The organism is Stenotrophomonas sp. 112478_Sma (assembly GCF_056479905.1).
This window is the reverse complement of record NZ_CM151072.1, coordinates 4200778-4213751: the sequence shown is the minus strand read 5'-3', so window position 1 is coordinate 4213751 and position 12974 is coordinate 4200778. Positions and strand designations below refer to the sequence as shown.

The window sequence follows — 12974 nt, the reverse complement described above, 5'->3', positions numbered from 1 at the left end:
GCCGGTGGGGGGGTGTTGCCCCCAACGAGCCCGTACGTCTGGCCGCCTCTGGCCTACACTGCGGGTTCCTCTGACGGAAACGCGCGCGTGGTCTCCAGCTGGATCCTGCTGCTGGTCTCGGTTGCCTATGCCGCACTGCTGTTCGGCGTGGCATGGTGGGGCGACCGTCGGCCGATGTACCCGGACCGGCCTTGGCTGCGGCCGGTGGTCTACAGCCTGGCGCTGGCCGTGTACTGCTCGTCCTGGACCTTCTATGGCGCGGTGGGCACCGCCGTGCGCAACGGTATCGGCTACCTGCCGATCTACATCGGGCCGCTGCTGCTGCTGCTGTTCGGCTGGCGCATCATCGAGCGCCTGGCCCTGATCGCCCGCAGCCAGAACGTGGTGTCCATCGCCGATTTCATCTCCTCGCGCTTCGGCCGCTCGCGGCGCTTGGCTGCGCTGGTGGCGATCATCGCCCTGATCGGCATCGTTCCCTACCTGGCCCTGCAGTACAAAGCGGTGGCGATGAGCCTGCAGGTGCTGACCGGCAACACCGGCCCGACCGGCTTCTTCAGCGATCCCGCACTGTATGTCGCCCTGCTGATGGCCCTGTTCGCCACGCTGTTCGGCACGCGCCAGGTGGATGCCACCGAGCATCACCACGGCATGATGCTGGCGATCGCCCTGGAATCGGTGATCAAGCTGCTGGCGATGCTCGCCGTTGGCGTATTCGCCTATGTGTGGCTGACCGACCGCACCGATGCGGTGGTCGAGTCGGTGCATACGCTGTTCACCGGATTGCCGCCGGTGGGATTCATTTCGCAGACCCTGCTCAGTTTCCTCGCCATCGTCTGCCTGCCGCGCCAGTTCCATGTCGCGGTGGTGGAATGTGGCGATGTACGCGACGTGCGCCGTGCACGCTGGATGTTCGGTGGTTACCTGGTGCTGATCTCGGCGATGGTGCTGCCCATCGCCACCGCGGGCGTGACGTTGTTCGGCACCGGCGGCAGCGTCGCCGACGATGCGATGGTGCTGGCGCTGCCGCTGGCCGAGGGCCGCAATGCGCTGGCGCTGGTCGCCTATGTGGGTGGCTTCTCTGCCGCCACCGGCATGGTCATCGTCTCATCCATCGCGCTGGCCACCATGGTCAGCAATGATCTGGTGATGCCGGTGCTGCTGCGCCGCAGTGGCGATCACCAGGAAGCAGCCGACGTGGCTTCACGCGTGCTGTGGATCCGCCGCCTGGCGATCCTGCTGCTCGCGTTGATGGCGTACAGCTACTACCGCAGCAGCAGCAACGACAGCACCCTGGCGTCCTACGGCCTGATGGCGTTCGCCGCGGTAGCGCAGTTCGCACCGGGCCTGATCGGCGGCCTGTATTGGCGTGGCGCCAGCCGCCGCGGCGTGGAAACCGGCATGCTGCTCGGCTTCGCCACCTGGCTCTATACCCTGTTGCTGCCGGCGATGACCATGGCGGGATGGGTCGACGCCGGCTGGGTCCAGCAGGGCCCGTTCGGCATCGAATGGCTGCGCCCGCAGCAGCTGTTCGGCATGACCGGCTGGGATCCGCTGACCCACGGTACCTTCTGGTCGTTGCTGGTCAATGCAGCAACGATGATGCTGGTGTCCGCACGCTGGCGGCCGGGGGTGGACGAGCGACTGCGTGCTGCGCCCTTCCTCGATCCGTACGCCGAGCGCCCCTCGGTCGCCGGCGGTTGGCCGGGCCACGTGCATGTGGGCGACCTGCTGGCGCTGGCCTCGCGCGTGGTGGGCGAGCGCCATGCGCGGCGTTCGTTCTTCGAGCAGGCGCAGTCGCTGGGCCGCGAACTGCAGTCTTCCGCGCCGGCCGACCGGCCTTGGGTGCAGTTCACCGAGCGCCTGCTGGCCGCGTCGATCGGTGCCGCCTCCGCGCGCCTGCTGCTGACCAGCCTGCTGCGCGGTTCCGGCATGGACCTGGGTGAGGTGGTGGCGGTGCTGGACGAAGCCGGGCAGGAACTGCGCTTCAACCGCGAGATCCTGTCCACCACGCTGGAGAACATCAGTGCAGGTGTCAGCGTGGTCGATCCGGACATGCGCCTGACGGCGTGGAACCGCCGCTACCAGGACATGTTCGGCTACCCCGACGGCATGCTGTACGTGGGCCGCCCGGTGGCCGACCTGATCCGCTACAACGCCGAACGGGGCGAGCTGGGCGAGGGCGACATCGAGGTGCAGATCAACCGCCGCATCGGCTACATGCGCGCCGGCTCACCGCATGTGTTCGAGCGCACGCGCAGCGATGGCAAGGTGATCGAGATGCGTGGCCAGGCTTTGCCTGGCGGCGGCTATGTGACCAGCTACAACGACATCACCGATTACAAGCACGCCGAGAAGGCGCTGCTGGAAGCCAACGAAACGCTGGAACAGCGCGTCGCCGAGCGCTCCCACGAAGCTGAAGCCGCCCAGCAGTCGAAGACCCGCTTCCTGGCCGCGATCAGCCATGACGTGCTGCAGCCGCTCAATGCCGCGCGCCTGTTCGCTTCGGCGCTGCGTGACAGCGTTCATGTGAGCGACGAGCAGAAGCATCTGGCCGAGCGCGTGGATGCCTCGCTGCGCGCGGCCGAGGAGCTGCTGGATGGCCTGCTGGACGTATCGCGGCTGGATGCAGGTGGGTTGCATCCGGTCATCGGCGAGTTCGACGTCAGCGCGCTGATGCGCGAGCTGGCCGCACAGTACACGCCGGTTGCCGCCGGCCGTGGCCTGCGCCTGGATCTGTTCGCGCGCCCGGCATGGGTGCGCAGCGACCGGCGCCTGCTGCGGCGTGTGCTGCAGAACTTCCTGGCCAACGCGCTGCGCTATACACGGCAGGGCCGCATCGTGCTGGCCGTGCGCCACCGGGGCGAGGAAGTGGAACTGCAGGTGTGGGATACCGGCCCCGGCATCCCGGAGCATCACATGCGGCAGATCTTCGATGAGTTCCATCGCTACCAGCAGCCCTTCGACTGGGGCGAGCAGGGCCTGGGCCTGGGCCTGTCGATCTGCCAGCGCATCTCGCGCCTGCTGGACCATCGGCTCAACGCACGCAGCCGCGTCGGCAGCGGGTCGATGTTCTCGATCATCCTGCCTCGCGTGGCGCCTCTGCCGGGCTACACCGAGCCTGCCACGGCGGTCCAGGTGGCCGCCACGCCGGTGCGCAGCGATTCGCTGGCCGGCCTGCGCGTGCTGTGCGTGGACAATGACGAGGAAATCCTCGACGGCATGCGTGCGCTGCTGGGTCGCTGGCAGGTGCAGGTGATCACCGCCGCCACCGTCGATCAGGCGCTGGAAAAGATTGCCGAGCGCCCGCAGGTGATGCTGGTGGATTACCACCTGCATGACCGCATGGATGGCCTGGACGCGCTGGTGGCACTGCGCGAGGCGGCGGGATATCCGCTGCCCGGTGCCCTGCTCACTGCCGATGGTCGCGATGAGCTGAAGCGGATGGCGCGCGAGCGGGGTTATCGGGTGCTGACCAAGCCGATCAAGCCGGCCTCGCTGCGCGCCTTCCTCGGCGCGCTGCGCGACGCCGGCAGCAACGAAGCCTGATGGCAACTGTAGAGCCGAGCCCATGCTCGGCTCCGCACGCAGCCCGGCGCTGATATAGCCATCGCTATACAAACCAGCCCTGCCTGCGCGTTTCACCAGAAATGTGCCAGGCGCGAATCGCGATGCTAAGCTTCGCGTCCCCTTGGGGAGTAGCCGGATTCCTACGCAGGAATCGTCCACGTCAACATACTCGGCCAGTGCGCCGTGGCGTGGACAACCATGATGGTTGGCGAGACCAGCGGCCCGCGCGCGCAACGTTAGGTTGGGCGCGAGCGCAGGCCGTGCGTCCGTCCAAGCCCGACCTCAGCAAGCACACATGTCCCCCATTTCGATCCTCCTGATCGGCTTTGCCATGTCCACCGATGCTTTCGCCGCGGCGATCGGCAAGGGCGCGGCGATGCGCAAGCCGGTGTTCCGCGATGCACTGCGTGCCGGCATCATCTTCGGCGTCATCGAGGCGATCACGCCCATCATCGGCTGGTTGCTCGGCCGCGCCGCCCTGCAGTACGTCGAAGCCTTCGATCATTGGATCGCCTTCGGCCTGCTTGGCGCTCTGGGCATCCACATGATCTACAACGGTCTGCGTCCGGATGAGGGTGAAGAAGATGAAGACCCCTCGCAGCACCACGGCTTCTGGAAGCTGGCGCTGACGGGATTCGCCACCAGCATCGATGCGATGGCGGTGGGTATCGGCCTGGCGTTCATGGATGTCCATATCGGCGTGATGGCGGCGGTCATCGGCCTGTGCACGCTGACAATGGTCACCGTCGGCATCATGCTCGGCCGCGTGCTGGGCAGCATGGTTGGCAAGCGTGCCGAGATCATTGGCGGCGCGATCCTGGTGATCATCGGCGCGACGATCCTGTACGAACACCTGCGCGGCGTGGGCTGAGCAGGGGCTACCTGTAGAGCCGAGCCCGTGCTCGGCGGGCGTATGAAGCAGCCGAGCATGGGCTCGGCTCTACGTCAGGGTCTTGGCTGACAGGCATTGCGGTGTTGCACTGATGGAGAGGCTGTCATGCGTGCCATAGCCTCTTCGCATGGCCAGTCCCGCACTTCGTTATGGTCGTTGGTCGCATACCGGCAATGTCTACGCGCTTACCACGGTAACGCATGCGCGTCGTCCCTGGTTCATAGACAAGGCCAACGTTGAGCTGCTGATCGAAGCCCTGCGCACGGTAGAGCGGACCGGTCGTACCTTCTCCCTGGGCTGGGTGATCATGCCCGACCACCTGCATTGGTTGATGGAGTTGCGTACCGGCACGCTGGCCGGCCGCATGCAGATCCTGAAGTCCAGGAGTGGAAGATCCATCGCCACGCGCGTTGATGCGAACGTGCCGATCTGGCAGCCGGGGTACTACGACCATGCGTTGCGCAGTGACGAATGCCTGCACACGCAGGCGAGATACATTGCGGCCAATCCCGTGCGTGCAGGGTTGGCGACCCGTATCGCGGAGTACCCCTATGCCTGGAGTCGATGGCCGCTTGAGGCATGATTGGCATTGAGGCGAAGAGCAGCCGAGCACGGGCTCGGCTCTACGAGGGCATCACGAGACCCCGTGCACGGCTCCGCAGCCCGGCACGGTCAGTCTTCTTCCGGCGGCAGCACGATCGCGTCGTCGTCGATGGCCAGCTTGCCGGCCATCAGCACCGCCTGGGTGCGGTTGGTCACGCCCAGCTTGCGCAGGATCGCGGTCACATGTGCCTTGATCGTCGCTTCGGAGACGTTGAGGTCGTAGGCGATCTGCTTGTTCAGGCGGCCGGCGCCCAGCATCTGCAGCACGCGGAACTGCTGCGGCGTCAGCTCGCGCAGGCGCTGGCCGACCTCGCGTTCCTCGCGCTCGGTGGGTGGCACGTTGTGTGCCTCCGGCGGGGCCCACGTCTCGCCGTCGAGGATGGTGCCCAGCGCATGACCGATGGTGTCCGAGTCGGCGGACTTGGGAATGAAGCCCAGCGCACCGTGATCGAGCGCACGGCGCATCACCGTGGCCTCCTCCCGCGCGGAGACGACCACCACCGGCAGGTGAGGATGCAGCGAGCGCATGTGCACCAGTGCGTTGAAACCCTGTGCACCCGGCATGTTGAGGTCCATCAGGACCAGGTCGGCATCGTTGTGCTGGTCGGCCAGTGCATACAGCGCTTCCACGCTGTCAGCCTCGAACAGCTGCACGCCGGGGATGACCCGCTGTACGGCCCCACGCAGGGCTTCGCGGAACAGCGGGTGGTCATCTGCAATCAGGAGGGTGGTCATGGTCGGGGGGAACCGTGGGGAAACTGTTCGGGGGCCAGGCCCCTGGGGGCAGAGAGCCCTTTCCCTGCGGAAAGGGATCCGACCCCGGGTCGTACGTCAGCGTACCTTGCGTTCGTCCACCAGCGACGCCACCACCGACGGATCGGCCAGGGTCGAGGTGTCGCCGAGCTGGTCCGGCGCGTTTTCAGCAATCTTGCGCAGGATGCGGCGCATGATCTTGCCCGAGCGGGTCTTCGGCAGGCCCGGTGCCCACTGCAGGTGGTCCGGGGTGGCGATCGGCCCGATTTCCTTGCGCACCCATGCGATCAGCTCCTTGTGCAGCTCTTCGCTCGGCGCTTCCTCGGCCACCAGGGTGACGTAGGCATAGATGCCCTGGCCCTTCACGTCGTGCGGGAAGCCGACGACGGCGGCTTCTGCCACCTTCGGGTGCGAGACCAGCGCGCTTTCGACCTCGGCGGTGCCGATGCGGTGGCCGGACACGTTGATCACATCGTCCACGCGGCCGGTGATCCAGTAGTAGCCGTCTTCGTCGCGGCGGCAACCGTCGCCGGTGAAGTAGCTGCCCGGATACGTGCGGAAATAGGTGTCGATGAAGCGCTGGTGGTCGCCGTACACCGTGCGCATCTGGCCCGGCCAGGAATCACGGATGATCAGATTGCCTTCGGTCGGGCCGTCCTGGATCTCGCCATCGGCGTTCACCAGCGCCGGCTGTACGCCGAAGAAGGGCAGGGTGGCCGACCCCGGCTTGAGGTCCATCGCACCGGCCAGCGGCGAAATCAGGATGCCGCCGGTCTCGGTCTGCCACCAGGTATCGACGATCGGGCAGCGGCTGTCGCCGACCACCTCGTAGTACCAGCGCCAGGCCTCGGGATTGATCGGCTCGCCGACGCTGCCGAGCAGGCGCAGCGAGGCGCGCGAGGTCTTCTTCACCGGCTCCTCGCCTTCGCGCATCAGTGCACGGATGGCGGTCGGCGCGGTATAGAAGATCGACACCTTGTGCTTGTCGATGACGTTCCAGAAACGCGAGGTGTCCGGGTAGTTCGGCACGCCCTCGAACATCAGCGAGGTTGCGCCGTTGGCCAGCGGGCCGTACACGATGTAGCTGTGGCCGGTGACCCAGCCGACGTCGGCGGTGCACCAGTAGATGTCGTCCTCGCGCAGGTCGAACACCGCTTCGTGGGTGTATGCCGCGTACAGCAGATAACCGCCGGTGGTGTGAAGCACGCCCTTCGGCTTGCCGGTGGAACCGGACGTGTAGAGGATGAACAGCGGATCCTCGGCGTTCATGCGCTCCGGCTCGCAGGTGGAGGGCTGGCTGTCCACGACGTCATGGAACCAGCGGTCGCGCGGGGCCTGCATGTCCACCGCGCCGCCGGTGTGGCGCACCACCAGCACGGTCTCCACGGTGTTGGTGCCCGGCAGTTTCAGGGCTGCATCGACGTTGGCCTTCAGCGGAACCTTGCGGCCACCGCGCAGGCCCTCGTCGGCGGTGATGATGAGCTTGCTCTGGCAGTCGCTGACACGATCGGCGATCGAGTTCGGCGCGAAGCCACCGAACACCACCGAGTGGATCGCACCGATGCGCGCGCAGGCCAGCATGGCCACGGCAGCATCGACGATCATCGGCAGGTAGATGGTGACCCGGTCACCCTTGCCGACGCCCAGGTTGCGCAGCGCATTGCCGAGCCGGCAGGTGCGCTCGTACAGCTCGCGATAGGTCACGTGCTGGGCCGGTGCGTCCGGGCTGTCCGGCTCGAACAGCAGGGCGGTCTTGTCGCCACGGCTGTCCAGCTGGCGGTCAAGGCAGTTGACGCTGGCGTTGAGCTCGCCGTCCTCGAACCACTTGATGTGGAAGTCGGCCAGGTCGTAGCTGACGTTCTTGATCTTCGTCGGCGTGCGCATCCATTGCAGGCGCTCGGCGGCCTTGCCCCAGAAACCCTCCGGGTCGGTCACAGAAGCCTGGTACTGCTGTTGGTAGGACGTCTTGTCGATGCGTGCCTTGGCGGCGAACTGCGGATCGACGGGGTAGATATCAGCCATGGCACCCTCACTTGCACGTTGACTTTGTATGTGCGGTCGCAGCATCGCAACGACCGATCCCCCTCAGTTTGCCCCATCCACCCCCGGCCGCGTCACCACTGTGCTTAGACCATGGTCGAAAGTGAGCGCCCTGCGGGCCCGGCTTCGACCAATGGCGAATAGCCGGTGCGCGCATGTGCCCCGCAGTCTCGGCTCGACCGTGCCCCACGCGCGGCATCACCTTGCCACTTGGGAGAGAGGGCAACATGAGCCACCGTACGTTGAAAGCCGTGCGCACACCTTTGGCGGCCTGCCTGCTGGTCGCCCTGGTCGCACCGGGCATGGCGTTCGCAGAGACCGCCAAAGAAAAAGCACTCGAATCACGCGTCGCCGAACTGGAGCGCCAGGTCCAGCTGCTGCTGTCTTCGCAGCAACAGCAGCAGACCCAGATCGCCCAGACCCAGCAGGCGGTGACCGAAGTCCGCACCGTGCAGTCCGAGCAGAAGCCGGCGGTGCCGGCCGGCAAGCAGCCGATCCAGGTCACCACCATCACTCCGGGTGCCGCACCGGGTACCACGGTCAAGATCGGTGGCTTCATCAAGGCTGACTTCCTGGCGACCCAGACCAGTGACGGCCAGCTGGCCGACGATGCCACCGGCCGTTCGCTGTATCTGCCGGGCCAGACCCCGGTGGAAGGTGCCGGCGGAAACGGCAGGCGTTCGGGCACCGACTACAACGCCCACGCAAAGTTCTCGCGCTTCAACCTGGGCATCGACAACGTGAGCGAGTCCGGCAACAAGGCCGGCGCGTTCTTCGAGATGGACTTCTTCGGCAACTCGCTCGGCAACCAGACCGCCACCAACACCTACGGTGTCACCCTGCGCCATGCCTACATGTACTGGAACAACTGGCTCGCCGGCCAGACCTGGTCCAACTTCATGGACGCGGCCGCATTGCCGGAAGCGGTCGACTTCGTCGGCCCGACCGACGGTGTGATCTTCGTACGCCAGGCACAGGTGCGTTACACCAGCGGCGGCTTCAGCGTTGCCCTGGAAAACCCGGAAACCACCACGCTTACCGGTACCCGCAATCCGGTCACCGGCGCCTGGACCAACGCCAGCGCCAACTCCGATCGCGGCAGCCTGCCGGATCTGACGATGCGTTACGGCTGGAAGGGCGACTGGGGCACCTTCGGCGTCGGCGGCATCGTCCGCCAGCTGAAGGTCGACAACCAGACCACCGGCGCCAAGGCCGACAAGGTTGCCGGCGGCCTGACCCTGGGCGGCAAATGGGTGATGGGCGACAGCGATTCGCTGCACTACCAGTTCACCGGAGGCGAAGGCATCGCGCGTTACATCGGCCTGGGCATCACCGCCGACTCGGCCTATGACATCGCCCGCGACGAGCTCAATCCGACCGGCGTTCTGGCCGGCTACGTGGGCTGGCGCCATGCGTTCTCGCCGAAGCTGCGCACCAACCTGATCTATGCGCGCAGCGACTACGACAACGACAGCGTGCTGGGCCCGCTGGTCACCAAGAGCGTGCAGAGCATCCGCGGCAACATCTTCTACTCACCGCTGCCCAAGGTCGATGTCGGCGCCGAGCTGATGTATGGCCGCCGCGAGATCGAGAACGGCAACAAGGGTGACATCACCCGGCTGCAGTTCACCACGAAGTACAGCTTCTGACGGCGCGCCGACCCAGGTCGGCCGCTACCGATACTGAGTGCCGACCCACCGTCGGCACCTACCAACAACGATTGCTTCGGAGGGGAAGCGTCTCATGTCCAGCACACCCAGCACCGCGCACAATCCCGCGGGCACCCTAACCAAGGGCCACAAGAAAGTCATCTTCGCTTCGAGCCTGGGTACGGTCTTCGAGTGGTATGACTTCTTCCTGTACGGCTCGCTCGCCGCCATCATCGCCAAGCAGTTCTTCAGCGGTGTCAATGAAACCACGGGCATGATCTTCGCCCTGCTGGCGTTCGCCGCCGGCTTCTTCGTGCGACCGTTCGGCGCGGCCTTCTTCGGCAGCCTCGGCGACCGCATCGGCCGCAAGTACACCTTCCTGGTCACCATCCTGATCATGGGCATCTCGACGTTCCTGGTCGGTGTGCTGCCCAACTACGCGTCGATCGGCTTTGCCGCGCCGGTGATCCTGATCATCCTGCGCCTGGCCCAGGGCCTGGCGATGGGTGGCGAATACGGCGGCGCGGCGACCTACGTGGCCGAGCATGCCCCGGACGACAAGCGTGGCCTGTACACCAGCTTCATCCAGTGCACCGCCACGCTGGGCCTGTTCATGTCGCTGCTGATCATCCTGGCCTGCCGCTACTTCCTGGGCAATGAAGCATTTGAAGCCTGGGGCTGGCGCATTCCGTTCCTGGTGTCCATCGTGCTGCTGGGCATCTCGGTGTGGATCCGCCTGCAGCTGAGTGAGTCGCCGCTGTTCCAGCAGATGAAGTCGGAAGGCAAGGGCTCCAAGACGCCGTTCCGTGACAGCCTGAAGGGCGGCAACCTGAAGCTGATGCTGCTGGTCCTGCTCGGCGCAGCGGCCGGCCAGGCCGTGGTCTGGTACGGCGGCCAGTTCTATGCGCTGTTCTTCCTCAGCAGCATGCTGAAGGTCGACGCCACCACCTCCTACCTGCTGATCGCAGCCGCACTGGCGCTGGGTGTGCCGTTCTTCATCTTCTTCGGCTGGCTGTCCGACCGTATCGGCCGCAAGAAGATCATCCTCGCCGGCTGCCTGCTGGCTGCCGTGACTTACATCCCGATCTTCAAGGGCCTGACCCACTTCGCCAACCCGGCCATCGAAGAGGCCCGCAGCAGCTCGCCGGCCCTGGTCGTGGCCGATCCGTCCACCTGCTCGTTCCAGTTCGATCCGGTCGGCCTGCGCAAGTTCACCAGCTCCTGTGACGTGGCCACCGCCGCGTTGACCAAGGCGGGCGTGCCGTACGACGTGCAGCCGGCAGCGGCGGGTTCGCTGGCGATCGTCAACGTCGGCAGCGCCAGCGTCACCTCGTATGAAGCGGCGGGACTGAGCAAGGACGAAGGCAAGGCCAAGGCCGACGCGTTCGGTGCCGAACTGAAGACCGCCCTGACCACCGCCGGCTACCCGGCCAAGGCGGACAGCGCGCGCATCAACATTGCGGGCACGATCTTCATGCTGTGGCTGCTGGTGCTGTACGTGACCATGGTCTACGGCCCGATCGCCGCCTACCTGGTCGAGCTGTTCCCGACCCGCATCCGCTACACCTCGATGTCGCTGCCGTATCACATCGGCAACGGCTGGTTCGGTGGCTTCCTGCCGGCGATCTCCTTCGCGCTGGTGGCCGGTACCGGCAACCTGTACTACGGCCTATGGTATCCGATCGCGATCGCGCTGATGTCGGTGGTGATCGGTGGCCTGTTCCTGCGTGAAACCAAGGACGTGGATATCACCAAGTAGGAATGATGTTCACCGGATGAAGGAGAGGCCGTGGTGCAGACCACGGCCTTTTCGTTGCCCTGTAGCGCCGAGCCATGCTCGGCGACCGCGCAGCGCGCGGCACAAAACTCCGCAGACGCGAAAAGACAGCGTTCAATGCCGTAATCGTGGTTGAAAAGCATTCGAAGCCACCCGCCATCTCGCGCCCAGGGTCAGATCTCTTTCGCGCGCGAAAGGTATCTGACTCCGTCGGACAGTGCCGCACCCCGTATAGTCGGCCCATGACGACCACCGCCCCAGCCGACCTCCCCGACCTCCTGCACACCCTGCGCAGCGCCTGGCAGTCGCAGCGCCCGTCGCTGGATCAGCGCGAAGCCGACCTGCGCCGCCTGCGCGAGGCGCTGAAGCCGCGTCTGGATGAAATGGCCCAGGCCATCGCCGAGGACTTCGGCCATCGCGCCCACGTTGAATCGAAACTGGCCGATGGCATGAGCGTGCTGTCGGCCATCGACCACCTGCGGCGCCACCTGCGGCGCTGGTCGAAGCCGCAGCGGGCATCGGCGGGATGGAAGTTGTGGCCGGCGCGCGCGCAGCTGCGGCCGACGCCGTTGGGCGTGGTCGGGGTGATCTCGCCGTGGAACTACCCGGTTACGCTGGCATTGGTGCCACTGGCCACCGCCATCGCTGCCGGCAACCATGTGTTGCTGAAGCCGTCCGAACTTACCCCGCGCACTAGCGCGTTCCTGGCCGATCTGCTGGCCAGTGTGTTCCCGCCCGATCGGGTGGCGGTGGTGCAGGGTGGTGCGGACGTGGCGGCGGCGGTGCCGTCGCTGCCATTGGACCATCTGCTGTTCACCGGCTCGACGGCCGTTGGCCGCAAGGTGATGGCGGCTGCGGCCGAACATCTGGTGCCGGTCACGCTGGAACTGGGCGGCAAGTCGCCGGCCATCGTCTGCCGTGATTTCCCGCTGGACAAAGCCGCCGCGCGGTTGGCCACCGGCAAGTGGTTCAACGCCGGCCAGACCTGCATCGCACCGGATTACGTGCTGATCGATACCGCGCGTCAGCGCGAGTTCGTGCAGGCGCTGCAGCAGCAGGTGCGCGAACGCTACGGCGATTTCAGCGAGGCCGGCGACTACACGCGCATCATCAACGAAGGCCAGTACCAGCGCCTGCAGGGCTATCTGGCGCAGGCGCGCGGACGCGGGGTGCCGGTGATTCCGCTGGCGCACGTGGATGAGGCTCGCGCCGGCCGCGAGCGCCTGCTGGTACCGACCGTGGTACTGGATCCGCCGGACGATCTGGACCTGATGCGCGAGGAGATCTTCGGGCCGATCCTGCCGGTGCGCGCCTACCCGGATCTGGATGCGGCGCTGGTCGACGTTCTCACCCGCGACCGGCCGCTGGCGCTGTATCCCTTCAGCCACGACCGCGCCACCGTGGAGCGCATTCTCGCCAACGTGGTGGCCGGGGGAGTGACGGTCAACGACACGCTGCTGCACTTCGCCGCCGATGGCCTGCCGTTCGGCGGGGTGGGCGCCAGCGGCATGGGCGCGTACCACGGCCGCGCCGGGTTCGATGCGATGAGCAAGCGGTTGCCGGTGCTGTGGCAGTCGCGCTGGGCGGCCAGCGACAGGCTGCGGCCGCCGTATTCGAAGATTGCGGGGATGTTGAAGCTGCTGCTGCGGTGAAGCCACGCATGGCGTGGCTCTACTGGTAGGTGCCAACCAAG

The 12974-nt window shown here is 66.2% G+C and carries 8 protein-coding genes and 1 riboswitch; of the genes, 6 read left to right on the top strand and 2 right to left on the bottom strand.

Annotation, left to right across the window (positions count from 1 at the left end; all coding sequences use genetic code 11):
* Positions 1-87: 87 nt before the first annotated feature.
* The 3 genes from ACZK08_RS19180 (at position 88) to ACZK08_RS19170 (ending at position 5042) form a co-directional block, all read left to right on the top strand.
* Positions 88-3546 carry a hybrid sensor histidine kinase/response regulator gene (locus ACZK08_RS19180; RefSeq protein ID WP_053517694.1) on the top strand — a complete coding sequence of 1153 codons (3459 nt, stop codon included), beginning with the start codon at positions 88-90 and terminating at the stop codon, positions 3544-3546.
* Between the two features lie 138 nt (positions 3547-3684).
* Positions 3685-3774: riboswitch (yybP-ykoY riboswitch) on the top strand.
* 88 nt (positions 3775-3862) lie between these two features.
* Positions 3863-4438, top strand: coding sequence for a manganese efflux pump MntP (locus ACZK08_RS19175; RefSeq protein ID WP_053517695.1), 576 nt, complete (start codon positions 3863-3865; stop codon positions 4436-4438).
* Between the two features lie 148 nt (positions 4439-4586).
* Positions 4587-5042: an REP-associated tyrosine transposase gene (locus ACZK08_RS19170; RefSeq protein WP_065181407.1), complete on the top strand. Its 456-nt coding sequence runs from the start codon at positions 4587-4589 to the stop codon at positions 5040-5042.
* 89 nt (positions 5043-5131) lie between these two features.
* Here the strand turns inward: ACZK08_RS19170 and ACZK08_RS19165 are convergent, their stop codons facing one another.
* Complete coding sequence (locus ACZK08_RS19165; protein ID WP_005411662.1) at positions 5132-5797, bottom strand: response regulator transcription factor; 666 nt, start codon at positions 5795-5797, stop codon at positions 5132-5134.
* A 96-nt stretch (positions 5798-5893) separates the two neighbouring features.
* Positions 5894-7837, bottom strand: a complete 1944-nt coding sequence (gene acs / locus ACZK08_RS19160) for an acetate--CoA ligase (protein ID WP_065181408.1) — start codon at positions 7835-7837, stop codon at positions 5894-5896.
* Between the two features lie 245 nt (positions 7838-8082).
* Here acs and ACZK08_RS19155 point away from each other — a divergent pair, with 245 nt between their 5' ends.
* From ACZK08_RS19155 to ACZK08_RS19145, 3 genes are all read left to right on the top strand, one after another.
* The gene (locus tag ACZK08_RS19155) at positions 8083-9504 is read left to right on the top strand and encodes a DcaP family trimeric outer membrane transporter (RefSeq protein ID WP_053517699.1); all 1422 of its coding nucleotides are present in this window, start codon (positions 8083-8085) and stop codon (positions 9502-9504) included.
* 94 nt (positions 9505-9598) lie between these two features.
* A complete protein-coding gene (locus ACZK08_RS19150; RefSeq protein WP_053517700.1) occupies positions 9599-11263 on the top strand; it encodes an MFS transporter in 1665 nt (554 codons plus the stop codon).
* A 260-nt stretch (positions 11264-11523) separates the two neighbouring features.
* Positions 11524-12933: a coniferyl aldehyde dehydrogenase gene (locus ACZK08_RS19145; protein ID WP_065181409.1), complete on the top strand. Its 1410-nt coding sequence runs from the start codon at positions 11524-11526 to the stop codon at positions 12931-12933.
* Positions 12934-12974 lie beyond the last annotated feature (41 nt).

Excerpts from the sequence above, each read along its gene's own strand:
- ACZK08_RS19155 (WP_053517699.1), top strand. The coding sequence starts at position 8,083 with ATGAGCCACCGTACGTTGAAAGCCGTGCGCACACCTTTGGCGGCCTGC.
- ACZK08_RS19150 (WP_053517700.1), top strand. The coding sequence starts at position 9,599 with ATGTCCAGCACACCCAGCACCGCGCACAATCCCGCGGGCACCCTAACC.
- ACZK08_RS19170 (WP_065181407.1), top strand. The coding sequence starts at position 4,587 with ATGGCCAGTCCCGCACTTCGTTATGGTCGTTGGTCGCATACCGGCAAT.
- ACZK08_RS19165 (WP_005411662.1), bottom strand. The coding sequence starts at position 5,797 with ATGACCACCCTCCTGATTGCAGATGACCACCCGCTGTTCCGCGAAGCC.
- ACZK08_RS19145 (WP_065181409.1), top strand. The coding sequence starts at position 11,524 with ATGACGACCACCGCCCCAGCCGACCTCCCCGACCTCCTGCACACCCTG.
- acs (WP_065181408.1), bottom strand. The coding sequence starts at position 7,837 with ATGGCTGATATCTACCCCGTCGATCCGCAGTTCGCCGCCAAGGCACGC.
- ACZK08_RS19175 (WP_053517695.1), top strand. The coding sequence starts at position 3,863 with ATGTCCCCCATTTCGATCCTCCTGATCGGCTTTGCCATGTCCACCGAT.